Annotated in this window: 12 protein-coding genes and 1 other RNA gene; 6 read left to right on the forward strand and 7 right to left on the reverse strand. The window is 68.9% G+C overall.

Annotated elements, in window-relative coordinates; all coding sequences use genetic code 11:
* Positions 1 to 70: 70 nt before the first annotated feature.
* Both ACE3QW_RS05605 and lysA read left to right on the forward strand, forming a co-directional pair.
* Complete coding sequence (locus tag ACE3QW_RS05605) at positions 71 to 385, forward strand: lipoprotein (protein WP_374250773.1); 315 nt, start codon at positions 71 to 73, stop codon at positions 383 to 385.
* Positions 386 to 510: 125 nt separating this feature from the next.
* On the forward strand, positions 511 to 1,779 hold the full coding sequence (gene lysA / locus ACE3QW_RS05610) for a diaminopimelate decarboxylase (RefSeq protein ID WP_250165438.1): 1,269 nt from the start codon (positions 511 to 513) through the stop codon (positions 1,777 to 1,779).
* Positions 1,780 to 1,800: 21 nt separating this feature from the next.
* On the opposite strand, the gene ACE3QW_RS05615 is transcribed toward lysA, so the two are convergent.
* The 4 genes from ACE3QW_RS05615 to ACE3QW_RS05630 form a co-directional block, all read right to left on the reverse strand.
* Positions 1,801 to 2,757 (reverse strand): esterase-like activity of phytase family protein, encoded by a 957-nt coding sequence (locus tag ACE3QW_RS05615; protein ID WP_374250774.1) that lies wholly within the window; start codon positions 2,755 to 2,757, stop codon positions 1,801 to 1,803.
* A 53-nt stretch (positions 2,758 to 2,810) separates the two neighbouring features.
* A complete protein-coding gene (gene cobT / locus ACE3QW_RS05620; RefSeq protein WP_374250775.1) occupies positions 2,811 to 4,709 on the reverse strand; it encodes a cobaltochelatase subunit CobT in 1,899 nt (632 codons plus the stop codon).
* Positions 4,710 to 4,833: 124 nt separating this feature from the next.
* Positions 4,834 to 5,817 (reverse strand): cobaltochelatase subunit CobS, encoded by a 984-nt coding sequence (gene cobS, locus ACE3QW_RS05625; protein ID WP_029556246.1) that lies wholly within the window; start codon positions 5,815 to 5,817, stop codon positions 4,834 to 4,836.
* Between the two features lie 103 nt (positions 5,818 to 5,920).
* Positions 5,921 to 6,532 carry a J domain-containing protein gene (locus tag ACE3QW_RS05630; protein ID WP_024276620.1) on the reverse strand — a complete coding sequence of 204 codons (612 nt, stop codon included), beginning with the start codon at positions 6,530 to 6,532 and terminating at the stop codon, positions 5,921 to 5,923.
* A gap of 241 nt (positions 6,533 to 6,773) precedes the next feature.
* On the opposite strand from ACE3QW_RS05630, the gene ACE3QW_RS05635 reads away from it, so the two are divergent.
* The 3 genes from ACE3QW_RS05635 to gyrB all read left to right on the forward strand — a co-directional run bounded on the left by ACE3QW_RS05635 (position 6,774) and on the right by gyrB (position 10,398).
* Positions 6,774 to 7,073, forward strand: coding sequence for a BolA family transcriptional regulator (locus ACE3QW_RS05635; protein WP_029556247.1), 300 nt, complete (start codon positions 6,774 to 6,776; stop codon positions 7,071 to 7,073).
* Between the two features lie 48 nt (positions 7,074 to 7,121).
* The gene (queC, locus tag ACE3QW_RS05640) at positions 7,122 to 7,838 is read left to right on the forward strand and encodes a 7-cyano-7-deazaguanine synthase QueC (RefSeq protein ID WP_374250776.1); all 717 of its coding nucleotides are present in this window, start codon (positions 7,122 to 7,124) and stop codon (positions 7,836 to 7,838) included.
* 133 nt (positions 7,839 to 7,971) lie between these two features.
* Positions 7,972 to 10,398, forward strand: a complete 2,427-nt coding sequence (gyrB, locus tag ACE3QW_RS05645) for a DNA topoisomerase (ATP-hydrolyzing) subunit B (protein WP_250165441.1) — start codon at positions 7,972 to 7,974, stop codon at positions 10,396 to 10,398.
* Between the two features lie 45 nt (positions 10,399 to 10,443).
* Here the strand turns inward: gyrB and rnpB are convergent.
* Together rnpB and ligA are read right to left on the reverse strand one after the other, a co-directional pair.
* Positions 10,444 to 10,812, reverse strand: an RNA gene (gene rnpB, locus ACE3QW_RS05650) — RNase P RNA component class A.
* Positions 10,813 to 10,872: 60 nt separating this feature from the next.
* A complete protein-coding gene (ligA, locus tag ACE3QW_RS05655) occupies positions 10,873 to 13,011 on the reverse strand; it encodes an NAD-dependent DNA ligase LigA (protein ID WP_374250777.1) in 2,139 nt (712 codons plus the stop codon).
* Positions 13,012 to 13,146: 135 nt separating this feature from the next.
* Here ligA and ACE3QW_RS05660 point away from each other — a divergent pair, with 135 nt between their 5' ends.
* A complete protein-coding gene (locus ACE3QW_RS05660; RefSeq protein ID WP_374250778.1) occupies positions 13,147 to 15,141 on the forward strand; it encodes a cytochrome c in 1,995 nt (664 codons plus the stop codon).
* Positions 15,142 to 15,264: 123 nt separating this feature from the next.
* On the opposite strand, the gene ACE3QW_RS05665 is transcribed toward ACE3QW_RS05660, so the two are convergent.
* The gene (locus tag ACE3QW_RS05665) at positions 15,265 to 15,567 is read right to left on the reverse strand and encodes a hypothetical protein (RefSeq protein ID WP_029556252.1); all 303 of its coding nucleotides are present in this window, start codon (positions 15,565 to 15,567) and stop codon (positions 15,265 to 15,267) included.
* Positions 15,568 to 15,641 lie beyond the last annotated feature (74 nt).

Here is a 15,641-nt window from a genome sequence, read left to right on the forward strand (position 1 = left end):
CCGGGGGCTCGCCTTTGCCGCAGCGCGGGCTATAGTGGCGCCGACCTTGATGCCAATGGCACGGACGAAGATGCGAACCCTTGCGACCCTGATGGCCCTCTGCGGCACCCTCGCCCTCGCGGCGTGCGGCGTGAAGGGTCCGTTGGAGCCCCCGCCCGGCGCCCATGCGGCGGCCCCCCCGCCGAAGCCCGCCACGGCCACGGCTGCGGCGGATTCCAGCAGTTCCTACACACCACCCAAGACGGCCGCGGAGTTCAACGAGAGCGCGGTTCCGCACGCCTCCTGGGAGAAGAAAAAGACCTCCAGCTCCTCCAGCAGCTCGGACAAGCTGCTGAAGGGCATCGACCGCCCCGACCAGCCGCTCCTCATCGACGGCCTGCTCTGATCCGCAGGCCCGAAGGCCGCGCTGAACGGCCTTCCGTACAAGAACCCCTTCCTCGCTCCCCGGCGCCCGCCTGACGGCGCCACCCCGGCCGGGCGCGCAGAACGAGCCTCCGACAAGCCGCCCCGATGCACCATTTCGATTATCGCAACGGCCGCCTCCATGCCGAGGACGTGGATCTCACGTCCCTCGCCGCCGAGGTGGGCACGCCCTTCTATTGCTACGCCACCGCCACGCTGGAGCGGCACTATCGCGTGTTCATGGAGGCGTTCGCCGGCCGCGACGTGCTGCTGTGCTACGCGCTGAAGGCCAATTCCAACCAGTCGGTCATCTCCACCCTCGCCCGCCTCGGCGCGGGGGCCGACATCGTTTCTTCCGGCGAGCTGATGCGCGCCCGCGCCGCCGGCGTGCCGGGCGAGCGCATCGTCTTCTCCGGCGTCGGCAAGACGCGGGAGGAAATGGGCGAGGCGCTGGACGCCGGCATCCTCTGCTTCAATGTGGAGAGCGAGCCGGAACTGGATGCCCTGTCGCAGGTCGCCCTGTCCAAGGGCGTGACGGCGCCGGTCTCCATCCGCGTCAATCCGGACGTGGACGCGAAGACCCACAAGAAGATCTCCACCGGCAAGTCGGCCACCAAGTTCGGCATCCCGATCTCCCGCGCGCGGGACGTGTACGACTACGCCGCGCGCCTGCCCGGCCTCGCCATATCCGGCGTGGACATGCACATCGGCAGCCAGATCACCGACATGGCGCCGTTCGAGAACGCGGTGACGCTGCTGGCCGAGCTGGCGCGCGACCTCATGGCCGCCGGCCACCGGCTGCACCACATGGACCTCGGCGGCGGGCTCGGCGTGCCCTATGCCGCCTCCGACCCGGTACCGCCCTCCCCCGCCGCTTATGCCGAAGTGATCGGGCGGGCGCTCGGCGACCTGAAGCTGCCGCTGGTGTTCGAGATGGGACGGATGCTGGTGGCCAATGCCGGCATCCTCGTCACCCGCGTGATCTATGTGAAGAAGGGCGAGGGCAAGACCTTCGTGGTGGTGGACGCCGCCATGAACGACCTCATCCGCCCCACCCTCTACGAGGCCCACCACGACATCGTGCCGGTGGCCGAGCCGGCGGCCGGCGCCGCCCTGGTGATCGCCGACGTGGTCGGCCCGGTATGCGAGACCGGCGATTTCCTCGCCCTCGACCGGCCGCTGCCGGAGGTGAAGCCCGGCGACCTGCTGGCGGTGATGACGGCGGGCGCCTATGGCGCCGTGCAGTCCGGCACCTACAACACCCGCGCCCTGGTGCCCGAGGTGCTGGTGCGCGGCCCCCAAGCGGCGGTGGTCCGCCCGCGGGTCGATCCCGCGGCGCTGATCGCCCTCGATCGCCCGGCCCCCTGGCTGGATTGAGCCGGCGCGATCAGCCGCGCCTCAGTCCCCCGACACCGCGAAGCGCAGCAGGATGGTGCGCTGGAGCGGGCTGAAATTGTCGTCGGAAATCAGGGTCAGCAGGATCTCGCCGGCGCTGCCGCGGGTGACGCCGAGGCCTTCCATGTTGTCGATCTCGTAGCCCATGTCGAAGCGGCCCAGCACCTCGCCGGTGATGCGCGCGCCCGGCTTCACCTCGCTGGCCGGGAAGCGGCGGAGCTGCATGTTGACGCCTTCGAGCGGCGTATAGTGGCGCTCCAGAAGGTAGAAATTGCCGTCCGGACCGAGCGCGAGGTCGGTGGCATCGAACGGGCCGCTCTTGGTCACGGTGAAGGTGCCCGGTGTGGGACCGCCGATGATGAAGCCGGGCAGGTCGTCCGCCTTCTTCGCCCCCTCTTCCCCGATGGCGATGAGCGCGCCCTTGAGCGGGCCGGAGGGCATGAAGGCAAGGCTTTCGAGGCCGGTGTTGCGCCTCAGCCCCTTGATGGCCGGTGCCGGCACCAGCGTGCCGCGCTGGCCGAGGGCATCGCGCGGATAGCGCCAGATTTCGTTGATGGTCTCCATCGCCACATAGGCGGCATCGGGCGCGAGGGTGACGGATTCCACGTCCTCGCGGGCGTTTTCGGCCTGCACCTTGCCATCGGCATCGAGCAGCGCCGCCGCCTTGACGTCGGCGAGGCCGGTGGGGCGGTCATTCTCCGTCACGAGACGACCAGAGAGGAACAGGCCGGCATCGGTGATGGCGAGGAAGTGCCCGTCCTGCTCCAGCGCGAAGCCGGAGATGCCGCCGAAGCCGGGAAAGGGCGAGGTCAGCACCAGCCCGCCAAGGAACCGCAACGGGCCGAACTGGGTCAGCTCATCCCCGCGCTTGAAGGTGGCGACGGGTTGCGCCGTGACCGTGATGGCCACGGGCTCGGGCGGCAGCGCGCCCGGCTTGGAGAAGGCAAGATTGAACAGCAATGCGCCGCCGAGAATTCCGGCGGCGACAATGCCTAAAGCGCGCAGGCCCCGCTTCAATGCAGGCGGCCGCCCCGCGACGCCCCCTTGCCGCCACCACCGGGGGTTTCCTCGAACAGCTCGGCGAGCTTCTCGGTCATCACCCCGCCCAGCTCCTCGGCGTCCACGATGGTGACGGCGCGACGGTAGTAGCGCGTCACGTCGTGGCCGATGCCGATGGCGATCAGCTCCACCGGGGAGCGGGTCTCGATCTCGGTGATGATGTGCCGGAGGTGCCGCTCCAGATAATTGCCGGCGTTCACCGACAGCGTGGAATCGTCCACCGGCGCGCCGTCGGAGATCATCATCAGGATGCGCCGCGCCTCGGTGCGCGCGAGCAGGCGCTTGTGCGCCCAGTCCAGCGCCTCGCCGTCGATGTTCTCCTTGAGGAGGCCCTCGCGCATCATCAGGCCGAGGTTGCGGCGCGCCCGGCGCCACGGGGCGTCGGCCGACTTGTAGATGATGTGCCTGAGGTCGTTGAGGCGGCCGGGAGCGGCGGGCTTGCCGGCGGCGAGCCAGGCCTCGCGGGACTGGCCGCCCTTCCAGGCGCGCGTGGTGAAGCCCAGCACCTCCACCTTCACGCCGCAGCGCTCCAGCGTGCGGGCGAGGATATCGGCGCAGGTGGCGGCCACCGTGATGGGCCGGCCGCGCATGGAGCCGGAATTGTCGATGAGCAGCGTCACCACCGTGTCGCGGAAGTCGGTGTCCCGCTCGCGCTTGAAGGACAGCGCCGCCATGGGGTCCATGATGACCCGCGGCAGGCGCGCGGGATCGAGCACGCCTTCCTCCAGGTCGAATTCCCAGGCGCGGTTCTGCTGCGCCAGCAGCTTGCGCTGGAGGCGGTTGGCGAGGCGCGCCACCACGCCCTGGAGATGGGCCAGCTGCTTGTCGAGATAGGACCTGAGGCGCGTCAGCTCCTCGGGATCGCAGAGATCCTCGGCCGAGGTCTCCTCGTCGAACTTGGTGGTGAAGGCGTGGTATTCCGGCCCGCGATTGTCGTGCGTCATCGGCGGACGCGGCGACCACGGCTCGGCCGGCTCCTCGCTGTCGCCCATCTCGGTGCCGTCGGGCACGTCGGCGGGGGGCGCGGCCTCGCTTTGGGCGGCAGAGTCGGGCATCTCCTCCTCGGAGAGCTCGGCCTCCATCTCGGTGGCGCCCTGCTGGCTGTCGTCCTCACGGCTTTCGCCGTTCTCGCCGCCCTGCTCGTCGGCGCCGCCCTCGTTCTCGTTCTCCTCGGGCTCCTGCTCGGTGTCGAGGCCGCTTTCCTCGCCCATGTCGAGGGAGGCGAGGAGATCGCGGGCGATCTCGCCGAACTTCTTCTGGTTCTCGATGCTGTCGATGAGCCGCGCGAGGTCGCCCTCGGCCCGCTCCTCGATGAAGGGGCGCCAGAGGTCCACCACGCGCCGGGCATCGGGGGGCGGGGGCTCGCCGGTCAGGCGCTCGCGCACCATCAGCGCCACCGCGTCGGCGATGGGGGCCTCGGAGCGCTCGGTGATGTCGGCGAAATTGGCGCGGTGGTAGCGGTCCTGCAGCATGGCCGCGAGATTGCGCTTCACGCCCGGCATGCGGTTGCCGCCGATGGCCTCCACCCGCGCCTGCTCCACCGCCTCGAACACGCCGCGGGCGACTTCGCCCTGGGGCAGCATCTTGCGATGGACGCCGGGGTCGTGACAGGCGCGGCGCAAGGCGAGGGAATCCGCATGGCCGCGCACGATGGCGGCGTCCTGGAGGGTGAAGCGGCGCGGCGGCTCGGGCAGGCGCACCCGGTCCGGGCCGAGCGCCGGACGCTCGGAGGCGAAGGTCACCTCGAACTCGGAGACGCCGGCGATGGCCTTGAAGCAGCCGGTGACGGCGCGCTTGAACGGCTCGGACGGCGCTTCCTTGGGGGCCTTGCCGGTGGTGCGGTTGGTGGCCATAGCGCGTGCTTCTTCGGCTCTTGCGTCTTTGAGAAGCGCTTCGCGAAGAGGCGCCTCCTGCGGGGAAACAGGCCACGCCGTGGCGCAGCCCGTTCAATGCAAGGCGCGGCTGAGCCGCACCGGTTCAGGACAGAGCGACGTTCACCGTGCTCTCGGCCAGCTCCTGGCCGAAGCAGCGCTGGTAGAACTCCGCCACCAGCGGGCGCTCCAGCTCGTCGCACTTGTTGAGGAAGGTCACGCGCAGGGCGAAGGCGATGTCGCGGAAGATGTCCGCATTCTCGGCCCAGGTGATGACCGTGCGCGGGCTCATGACGGTGGAGAGATCGCCGTTCATGAACGCCTGCCGGGTGAGGTCCGCGAGGCGGACCATGCGGTTCACCGTGTCGCGGCCTTCCACGTTCTGGAAGTGCTTCGCCTTGGCGAGGACGATGTCCACTTCCTTGTCGTGGGCGAGATAGTTCAGCGAGGTGACGATGGACCAGCGGTCCATCTGCGCCTGATTGATCTGCTGGGTGCCGTGATAGAGGCCGGTGGTGTCGCCGAGGCCGATGGTGTTGGCGGTGGCGAACAGGCGGAACGCGGGGTGGGGGCGGATCACCCGGCTCTGGTCGAGCAGGGTCAGGCGGCCGGAGCTCTCCAGCACGCGCTGGATCACGAACATCACGTCCGGGCGGCCGGCGTCATATTCGTCGAACACGAGGGCGACGTTGTTCTGGTAGGCCCAGGGCAGGATGCCATCGCGGAATTCCGTGACCTGCAGGCCGTCCTTCACCACGATCGCATCCTTGCCGATGAGGTCGATGCGCGAGATGTGGCTGTCGAGGTTGATGCGCACGCACGGCCAGTTCAGCCGCGCCGCCACCTGCTCGATATGGGTGGACTTGCCGGTGCCATGGTATCCGGTGACCATCACGCGACGGTTGCGCGCAAAGCCGGCCAGGATGGCCAGGGTGGTCGGCCGGTCGAACAGGTAATCCGGGTCCAGCTCGGGGACGTGGGAGTCGGCTTCGGAGTAGGCCGGAACCTCCATGTCGATATCGATGCCGAACGTCTGGCGAACCGACACCTTCATGTCCGGCATCGGGGCAGTGGTCTCCAAACCGCTCATAACTCCTCCGTCGGCGCGCCCCGCGCGCCCCATTTCGTGTCCGTATCCATCACGGCGCGGTCCGAGGAGCCGCCTCCGCGTCGCCGGCGATCCTGAGGACCGCTCAGCAAAAACCTGCCTGCTTGAGGCTGTTGTAGGCCTGGATGACGCTGCGCAGGCGGTCCTCCGAGGAACGGTCGCCGCCGTTCGCGTCGGGGTGGTGCAGCTTCACCAGTTCCTTGTAGCGGGCCTTGATCTCGACCGCGCTGGCCGACATTTCGAGGCCCATCACCTCCAGCGCCCGCCGCTCCGCGGTGCGCACGATCTTGCCGTCCGGCTCCGGCCGGTCGGCCCGGAAGGTGCCGCCCATCTCGGCGGTGAAGCCGAAGGGATCGCGCATGCCGTCGCCGGTGTCCGCGCCCGGCCGGCGGCCGCTGGCGCCCTTCATACCCATCTTCCAGGTGGGGCGATGGCCGGTCAGCGCGTCCTTCTGGTAGGCATACACCGCGTCGTCGGTCATGCCCGAGAAATAGTTGTAGGACTGGTTGTACGCCTTCACATGGTCGAGGCAGTAGGACCAGTACTGGCCTTCCTGATGCCGCCCCTTGGGCGCCTTGTGCGTGCCCTCCGCCGTGCAGCCCGGCCACTGGCAGCCCGTCAGCGACAGCCGGGGGCGATGCCGGTCGTCGGCGGGCTTGACCCGGATGCGGTCGAAAAGGGGGGAGTCGAATTTCATGGCCGATCGATTATGTGCGTCGTTCCGCGGCGCGGCAAGGAATTGCGGTGCAGCGCGTGGAGAAAGCGCCATGCCACAGGGGTAGCGGGGGATGTGACGTCGGGAGCGGAAGCGGCTAAGCCGGCCTCATCGTGACCGAGGGTGGCAGGCCGCGACAAGCCCCATATAATGCCGCCCACGCGGGAGCGCCATAACCGGCCGCGTTCTTCGGTCCATTCCTTTTCACAGAAGCCTTTTCATCATGTCCCACTCTTCCCTTTCCGACATCCGCCAGACGCTCGAAGCCGGCCTCAGCCCTCTCGCCCTCGAGCTTGAGGACGAGAGCCACAAGCATGCCGGCCACGCCGGCGTGATGCATGATCACAAGGGCGCCAATCGCGGCGACGGCGGCATCACCCACCTCAGGGTGCGGGTGGTCTCCCCGAGCTTCACCGGCAAGAGCCGGGTGGAGCGGCACCGCATCGTCAACGGCCTGCTGGAAGGCGAGATCGCGCGCGGTCTGCACGCCCTGGCCATCGAGGCCAAGGCGCCGGGTGAATGAACCGCCCCCGGCGAATGAACCTGGATTCGGTAAAGGGGCCGCCTGCGCATGGCTGAGGCCGCGTTGCATCGGGAAGAGGGCGCGCTGGTCCTCTTTTCCGGCGGGCAGGATTCCGCCACCTGCCTCGCCTATGCGCTGGAGCGCTTCGGCCGGGTGGAGACCCTGGGCTTCGACTACGGCCAGCGCCACGCGGTGGAGCTGGAGCGCCGCCCGGTGCTGCGCGCCGCCTTCCGCGCCCTCAACCCGCTGTGGGATGCCCGGCTCGATGCCGACCACGTGCTGGACCTGCCCGTGCTCGGCCAGATCTCGGACACGGCCCTGACCCGCGACGTCGCCGTCCACATGGAGGCGAACGGCCTGCCGAACACCTTCGTGCCCGGCCGCAACCTCGTCTTCCTCACCTTCGCCGCCGCCCTCGCCTATCGCCGGGGGCTCCGCCACATCGTCGGCGGCATGTGCGAGACGGACTTCTCCGGCTATCCCGACTGCCGGGACGACACCATCAAGGCCATGCAGGTGGCCCTGAACCTCGGCATGGAGAAGCGCTTCGTCCTTCACACGCCGCTCATGTGGATCGACAAGGCCGAGACCTGGCGCCTCGCCGAGCATCTGGGGGGCCGTCCGCTGGTGGATCTCATCGTCGAGGAGACCCACACCTGCTATCTCGGCGACCGCGGCCACCGCCACGCCTGGGGCTATGGCTGCGGCGAATGCCCCGCCTGCAGGTTGCGGGCGGATGGATTTGCACGCTACAGCGCCGGCTGAATGGCCCCTAAATGGCCGCCGAGCCTTGGAAAACGCAGGAAAACAAGCCGAGCCGCCACCAAATAGCCGCCGCGTTGCGTTAGATTTGCTACACCTCAGATCGCTAAGTCGCAGAATCGAATCGGAAGTCCCCATGGCCGAACCCGTGCCCGCCGAGTCCCCCGACGACTACGGCGCCCAGTCCATCCAGGTGCTCAAGGGCCTCGATGCGGTCCGCAAGCGTCCCGGCATGTACATCGGTGACACGGACGACGGCTCGGGCCTGCACCACATGGTCTACGAGGTGGTGGACAACGCCATCGACGAGGCCCTGGCCGGCTGGGCCAAGGAAGTCACCGTGACACTGGAGGCCGACGGCTCGGTGACCGTGACCGACGACGGCCGCGGCATCCCCACCGACCTGCACCCCGAGGAAGGGGTTTCCGCCGCCGAGGTCATCATGACCCAGCTGCACGCGGGCGGTAAGTTCAACCAGAATTCCTACAAGGTCTCCGGCGGCCTGCACGGCGTGGGCGTCTCGGTCGTGAACGCCTTGTCCACGACGCTCGACCTCACCATCTGGCGCGACGGCAAGGAGCACTTCATGCGCTTCCGCCACGGCGACGCAGAGGCGCCGCTGAAGGTGGTGGGCGCGGCGCCGGCCGGCAAGCGCGGCACGAAGGTGACGTTCACGCCTTCGCCCCAGACCTTCACCCGCATCGAGTTCGACTACGCGACGCTGGAGCATCGCCTGCGCGAGCTGGCCTTCCTCAACTCCGGCGTGCTCATCGTGCTCACCGACGCGCGCGGCGCCGAGCCGAAGCGCGAGGAGCTGCATTACGAGGGCGGCGTCGAGGCCTTCGTGAAGTATCTCGACCGCAACAAGGCCGCGCTCATCGCCAAGCCCGTGGTGATCCGCGCCGAGAAGGACGGCATCACGGTGGAGGCCGCGCTTTCGTGGAACGACGGTTACCACGAGAACGTGCTCTGCTTCACCAACAACATCCCCCAGCGCGACCGCGGCACCCACTTCACGGGCTTTGCCGCCGCGCTGACCCGGCAGGTGCTGGGCTATGCCAACTCGTCCGGCATCTCCAAGAAGGAGAAGGTGGACCCCACCGGCGAGGATTGCCGCGAGGGCCTCACCGCCGTGCTCTCGGTGAAGGTGCCGGACCCGAAATTCTCCTCCCAGACCAAGGACAAGCTCGTGTCCTCGGAAGTCCGCCCGGTGGTGGAGAACCTGGTCGGCGAGGCGCTCGGCAACTGGTTCGAGGAGAACCCGGTCGAGGCGAAGAGCGTGATCGGCAAGGTGGTGGAAGCCGCCGCCGCCCGCGAAGCCGCCCGCAAGGCGCGCGACCTCACCCGGCGCAAGAGCCCGCTGGATGTCGCCTCCCTGCCCGGCAAGCTCGCCGACTGCCAGGAGAAGGACCCGGCCAAGTCCGAGATCTTCATCGTCGAGGGTGACTCGGCCGGTGGTTCCGCCAAGCAGGGCCGCGACCGTGCCTTCCAGGCCGTGCTGCCGCTCCGCGGCAAGATCCTCAACGTGGAGCGCGCCCGCTTCGACAAGATGCTGTCGTCCGAGCAGATCGGCACGCTCATCACCGCGCTCGGCACCGGCATCGGCCGGGACGATTTCGACATCGCCAAGCTGCGCTACCACAAGATCATCATCATGACGGACGCCGACGTGGACGGCGCCCATATCCGCACCCTGCTGCTCACCTTCTTCTTCCGGCAGATGCCGGAAATCGTGGACGCAGGCCACCTCTTCATCGCCCAGCCGCCGCTCTACAAGGTCGCGCGCGGCAAGTCCGAGACCTACCTCAAGGACGAGAAGGCGCTGGAGGACTACCTCATCACCACCGGGCTGGAGGAAGCCTCCCTCCATCTCGCCACCGGCGAGGTGCGCACCGGCGCCGACCTCGCCCATGTGGTGGACGTGTCGCGCCAGCTGCGCAGCGCGCTCGGCGGCCTTCATCCCCGCTACAACCGCGCGGTGGCGGAGCAGGCGGCTCTCGCGGGCGCCTTCGCTCCGGCGGCGCTGGAAGACGAGGCCACCGGCTCCGCCGCGGCCGCCGAGGTGGCCCGCCGCCTCGATGCGCTGGCGGACGAGACCGAGCGCGGCTGGGCCGGCATCTGCGACGAGACCGGCTATGCCTTCTCCCGCACCGTGCGCGGCGTCGCCGAGGTGGCGCGGCTCGACCATGCCTTCATCGCCTCCCCCGAGGCACGCCGGCTCGACACCCTCGCCCGCGACCTCGACGGTGTGTTCGCCGCCGCCGCGACCCTCAAGCGCCGGAGCGACGAGCAGGTGCTGTTCGGCGCCGTGGACCTGTTCGACGCCGTCACCGATTCCGGCCGTAAGGGCCTCTCGCTCCAGCGCTACAAAGGCCTCGGCGAGATGAACCCCGAGCAGCTCTGGGAGACAACGCTGGACATCAACGCCCGCTCCCTCCTCCAGGTGCGCGTGAAGGAAGTGGACGCCGCCGACGACCTCTTCAGCCGCCTGATGGGCGACACGGTGGAGCCCCGCCGCGAGTTCATCCAGGAGAACGCGCTGCGCGCCAGCGTGGACGTGTGAGAGGACGCGGCCGGGCGCCGCGTCACTCGTCCGATTTCCGAGAGAAACACCAGCCGGCCTGTAAGCCGGGTTCTGTACGGCGGGCTTGCGCCCGCGTGGCGACCATTCCTCTGGGACGCCGGTTGCCCGGCGCCTCTAGCAGTCAACCCGGACGGCGCCCCGTAGACAGGGGTGGTTTCCCGTGCCGTCCCTATTCGACTTTGCTCCCGGTGGGGTTTGCCGTGCCGCTCCCGTTGCCGGTCGCGCGGTGGGCTCTTACCCCACCGTTTCACCCTTACTCGCGCATGCGCGAGCGGTCTGATTTCTGTGGCACTTTCCCTGGGGTCGCCCCCGCCGGACGTTATCCGGCACCGTGTCTGCGTGGAGCCCGGACTTTCCTCGACACCGAAATGCCGCGGCCGCCCGGCCGGCTGGTGGGGGAGGAATGGGGGTTCAGGGGCGGGGCGTCAAGGGGCGTGAGCCGGCGAAACGCCCTCACCCCACGAGTTCGAACCACGCGTCCTCGGTAATCACTCTCACGCCCAGCGCCTGCGCCTTCTCCAGCTTCGAGCCCGCGCCGGGGCCGGCGACGACCAGATCGGTCTTGGCCGAAACGGAGCCGGCGACCTTGGCACCCAGCCGCTCGGCCATGGCTTTCGCCTCGTCTCGGGTCATCTTCTCCAGCGAGCCGGTGAAGACCACGGTCTTGCCGGCCACCGGGCTTTCGGCGGCGACGCGCTCCATGGGGGCGGGCGTCACCTCGGCCAGCAGGGCGGCGACCACCTCGCGGTTACGCGGCTCGTGGAAGAACTCGATGACGGCTTCCGCCACCACGTCGCCCACGCCGTCGATGGCCAGCATCTCCTGCCAGGCGTCATTGCCCTTGGGGTGCTCCTCGTCCGGAATGACGGCGGCCAGCGCGCCGGCTTCCAGCGCTTCCACCGTGCCGTAATGGCGCATGAGGCGCTTGGCGTTGGTCTCGCCCACATGCCGGATGCCGAGGGCGAAGACGAAGCGGTCCACCGCCACGTTCCGACGCGACTGGATGGCCGCGAACAGGTTCGCCGCCGAGGTCTTGCCCCAGCCCTCACGGTTTTCCAGCCGCTGGAGGGAGCGCGCGTTGCGCGCCTCCAGGGTGAAGATGTCGGCGGGCGAGGCGATCAGCCCCCAGTCGTAGAAGGCGCGCACCTGCTTCTCGCCCAGCCCCTCGATGTCGAAGGCGTTGCGCGACACGAAGTGCCTGAGCCGCTCCACCATCTGCGCCGGGCAGATGAGGCCGCCGGTGCAGCGGCGCACCACGTCCATCTTGCCGGTCTTGGTGTCCACCTCGCGCACCGCGTGGGAGCCGCAGGCGGGGCACAGGGTGGGGAACTCATACGGCTTCGACCCCTCCGGCCGCTTCTCTTCGATCACCCGCACCACCTGCGGGATCACGTCGCCGGCGCGCTGGACCACCACCGTGTCGCCGACGCGGATGTCCTTGCGGGCGATCTCGTCCTCGTTGTGCAGGGTGGCGTTGGCCACCACCACGCCGCCCACCGTCACGGGCAGCAGCTTCGCGACCGGGGTGAGGGCGCCGGTGCGGCCCACCTGGATGTCGATGGCCTCCAGCACCGTGGTCGCCTGCTCGGCCGGGAATTTGTGGGCGATGGCCCAGCGCGGCGAGCGGGAGACGAAGCCGAGGCGCCGTTGCAGGTCGAGCCGGTCCACCTTGTAGACCACGCCGTCGATGTCATAGGGCAGGCTCGCCCGCTGCGCCTCGATGGAGCGGTAATGGGCGACCAGCTCCGCCGCGCTGGTCACGCGCACCATGAGCGGGTTGGTGGAGAAGCCCCAGCGGGCGAAGGCCTCCACCATGCCGTGCTGGGTTTCGGCCGGAAGCGGCGTCGCCTCGCCCCAGGCATAGGCGAAGAATTTCAGCGGCCGCGAGGCGGTGATGGCGGGGTCGAGCTGGCGCAGGGAGCCGGCGGCGGCGTTGCGCGGGTTCGCGAACACCTTCTCTTCCGCCGCCGCCTGCCGCGCGTTCAGCGCCTCGAAATCGGCCTTCGCCATGTAGATCTCGCCGCGCACGTCGATGACGTCGGGCACGCCACGGCCATGGAGCCGGTCGGGGATATCGGCGATGGTGCGCACATTGGCGGTGACGTCCTCGCCCTCGGCACCGTCGCCGCGGGTGGCGGCCACCTCAAGGCGACCCTCCACGTAGCGCAGCGAGCAGGAAAGCCCGTCGATCTTCGGCTCTGAGGTGAAGGCCACCTCCTCTTCCGCCCCGAGCCCGAGGAAGCGCTTCACCCGCGCCACGAACTCCTCGACCTCATCGTCGGAAAAGGCGTTCTGCAGCGAGAGCATGGGCACGCCATGCACCACCTTGCCGAATTTCTCCGACGGCGCGGCGCCCACCTTGGCCGAAAGGCTGTCCTCGCCCACGAGGCCGGGAAAGCGCGCCTCGATGGCCTCATAGCGGCGGCGCAGGGCGTCGTATTCGGCATCGGAGACGACCGGCGCGTCCTCACGATAATAGGCCGCGTCGTGGCCCTTGATCTCCTCGGCGAGGGCCGCGTGCTCGGCGGCGGCGTCGGAGGGCGAGAGGTCCTCCACGGTGAGGGAGCGCAGGGGCAAAGCGGGCTTGGTCATCGTCGGCGGTTCCCGGCAGGCGTCCGCCGTCGCCGGCGGGGGCAGCAGCTATATCCCCTCCGTCTGGTTTTCGATCAATGTCGCGTTCTTGAAAAATGTCTAAGGTACGCCGACGCGAATCTCATGGGGGATGAAATGGTCAGGGTGTCCCGATACACGCGCCGGCTTGCGGCGCTTGCCGCCGCCACTTTTCTCGGCGCCGCAACGCCGGCTCTGGCGCAGTTCGCCCCCGACCCGTCAGCCGATCCGGCCCTCGTGGCACGCGGCGAATACATCGCCAAGGCGGCGGACTGCATGCCCTGCCACACCGGGGACAAGTCCAAGCCCTTCGCCGGCGGCCTCGCGCTGAACACGCCCTTCGGCGCCATCTACTCGCCCAACATCACGTCCGACCGCACCACTGGCATCGGCCTGTGGACCTACGACCAGTTCGTGAACGCGGTGCGCAACGGCATCCGCAAGGACGGGGCCTATCTCTACCCGGCCATGCCGTTCGACGCGTACACGGAGATCACCGACGACGACATGAAGGCCCTGTGGGCCTATGCGCGCGCCATCCCGCCGATCCCGAACACCCCGCCTGACAACCAGCTGGAATTCCCGTTCAACATCCGCCTCGGGATGCTGGCGTGGCGCGAGCTGTTCTTCGATCAGGGCCGCTTCCACCCGACCGCGGGCAAGAGCGCCGAGTGGAACCGCGGCGCCTATCTCGTCAACGCGCTGGGCCATTGCGGCGATTGCCACACCCCGCGCAACCTGATGGGCGCGACCAAGGCCAAGGCCGCCTTCCTCGGCGCCGACATCGACGGCTTCTGGGCACCCGACATCGACACCGCCTCGCTCAAGAAGACCTGGACGCCGGAGACGCTGACCACTTTCTTCGCCACCGGCTCCGTGCCGGGCAAGACCTCGGTGTTCGGCCCCATGGCCGAGGTGATCCATGATTCCGTGAGCAAGATGACCGCGCAGGACCGTGCCGCGCTCGTCACCTACCTGTTCGATGCGCCGCCCCCGGCCGACAAGCCGGCGGTGCAGAAAGCTTCGCCCCTTTCGGCCGACGTCTATGCGCGGGCGTCCAAGCTCTACATCGACAATTGCGCCGTCTGCCACATGGACAAGGGCGCCGGCCGCACCGACACCATCCCCGCGCTCGCCGGCAACCCGGCCGTGATCGCGGCCGAGCCCTACAACATCATCATGGCGGTGCTGGGCGGCCTGCCGGCGGGCGGTACCTACGGCGCCATGCCCTCCTTCGCCGGCCGGCTCAACGACCAGCAGGTGGCGGACCTCGCCAATTACGTGCGCACCTCGTGGGGCAATGCGGCCGCACCGAACGTGACTCCCTCCATGGTCGCGGCATGGCGCGCCGCCGCGGCGCCGGACTACGGCACGCAGGCGGCCTCCGCCTTCACCTGCCCCGACGTGGGCGGTGCTCCCGGCTCGGATGGCCCGGACGCGAAGGCGGTTGCCGCGCTCTCGGCCATGATGGCCGGCGGCCAGCGCTCCATTCCCATGATGGTGGACACCTACAAGGCCGCCTCCGGCTCGTCCGGCTCGGGCACGATCGTGGATGCGCTCACCGCCGCCTATTGCCCCGTTGTGGCCAAGAGTAACGCGCCCGACTGGCAGAAGACCGCCGAGCTGCGCCGCTTCACCCTTCAGGCCGCCATGGAGGTCTCGCGCCGCACGATCTCCGGTCCGGTGGACAGCCAGCCCATCGCCTGGGCGCTGCCGGTGGGTCCCGGCCTCGTGCTGAAGGAGCCGGCGAGCCTCGCCGACAAGCTGGCCTGCCCGGCCGATGACGGCAAGGCAGTGCCGACCGACCTCTCGGCGGGGGCGGCCAAGCTGCTCACCGGCGTGAAGCCCCCCATGCAGGGCGCGGCCATCGCCTCCGCGGCGACCACGCTCTACCAGCAGAACCCGAAGGCCCGGCCGTCCGACGTCGCCAACGCCCTCATCGCCTCCTATTGCCGGATCGTGACGGGGGTGAAGACATCGGTGGCGGAGCAGAACGCGCTGCTCAACCAGTTCGCCGGTCAGGCGGTGCAGACGCTCCAGCTGCTGCCCCCGCGCAAGACGGTAGTGGAGGCCGCCCCAGCGGCGGCGCCGGCTCCCGCCAAGAAGAAGTGAGGTTCCGGCCGCCCTCCCGAAGGGCGGCCGTTAACCCTGTTTCATGTGAAACGGCCGCTCCGGAAACCGGGGCGGCCGTTCGCTTTTGTGCCGGAAAATCGGTGAGGGCGGCGCCGGCGGGCGTCAGTCGTGACTCTGAAGGCCGTCGTGGACGTCGAACACCACGTTGCCCTGCCGCCAGGCGAACGGAGCGCCGGGGGTCTGCACCTTGATCTCGCTCTGGGGAATGAGCTTGTCGCAGAGCATCACCAGGATGTCCTCGAGGGGGGCGGTGGTGTCGTTCTCCTCGGTCATGCGATCGATGGAGATCTCGCCGCCTTCCACGCCGTCGTCCTCGATGTGGACGATGAAAATCTCTTCGTGGCCGTGGATGCCATGGGCGGTGACGCGGAACGTTTCTCCCTGATACTCAAATTCCCGGACCATTGTTCATTCTCACTGCTGTCATTGAAAAATACGCTGGGACGCAACGGTACTGGCGGGGCAACCCCCAAAAAACG

Source organism: Xanthobacter sp. (genome assembly GCF_041911315.1).
GTDB classification, from domain to species: Bacteria; Pseudomonadota; Alphaproteobacteria; order Rhizobiales; family Xanthobacteraceae; genus Xanthobacter; species Xanthobacter aminoxidans.

Coding starts and splice junctions, on each gene's coding strand:
- lysA (WP_250165438.1), top strand. CDS start 511: ATGCACCATTTCGATTATCGCAACGGCCGCCTCCATGCCGAGGACGTG.
- ligA (WP_374250777.1), bottom strand. CDS start 13,011: ATGACCAAGCCCGCTTTGCCCCTGCGCTCCCTCACCGTGGAGGACCTC.
- ACE3QW_RS05635 (WP_029556247.1), top strand. CDS start 6,774: ATGTCCCACTCTTCCCTTTCCGACATCCGCCAGACGCTCGAAGCCGGC.
- gyrB (WP_250165441.1), top strand. CDS start 7,972: ATGGCCGAACCCGTGCCCGCCGAGTCCCCCGACGACTACGGCGCCCAG.
- ACE3QW_RS05665 (WP_029556252.1), bottom strand. CDS start 15,567: ATGGTCCGGGAATTTGAGTATCAGGGAGAAACGTTCCGCGTCACCGCC.
- cobS (WP_029556246.1), bottom strand. CDS start 5,817: ATGAGCGGTTTGGAGACCACTGCCCCGATGCCGGACATGAAGGTGTCG.
- cobT (WP_374250775.1), bottom strand. CDS start 4,709: ATGGCCACCAACCGCACCACCGGCAAGGCCCCCAAGGAAGCGCCGTCC.
- ACE3QW_RS05660 (WP_374250778.1), top strand. CDS start 13,147: ATGGTCAGGGTGTCCCGATACACGCGCCGGCTTGCGGCGCTTGCCGCC.
- ACE3QW_RS05605 (WP_374250773.1), top strand. CDS start 71: ATGCGAACCCTTGCGACCCTGATGGCCCTCTGCGGCACCCTCGCCCTC.
- ACE3QW_RS05630 (WP_024276620.1), bottom strand. CDS start 6,532: ATGAAATTCGACTCCCCCCTTTTCGACCGCATCCGGGTCAAGCCCGCC.
- queC (WP_374250776.1), top strand. CDS start 7,122: ATGGCTGAGGCCGCGTTGCATCGGGAAGAGGGCGCGCTGGTCCTCTTT.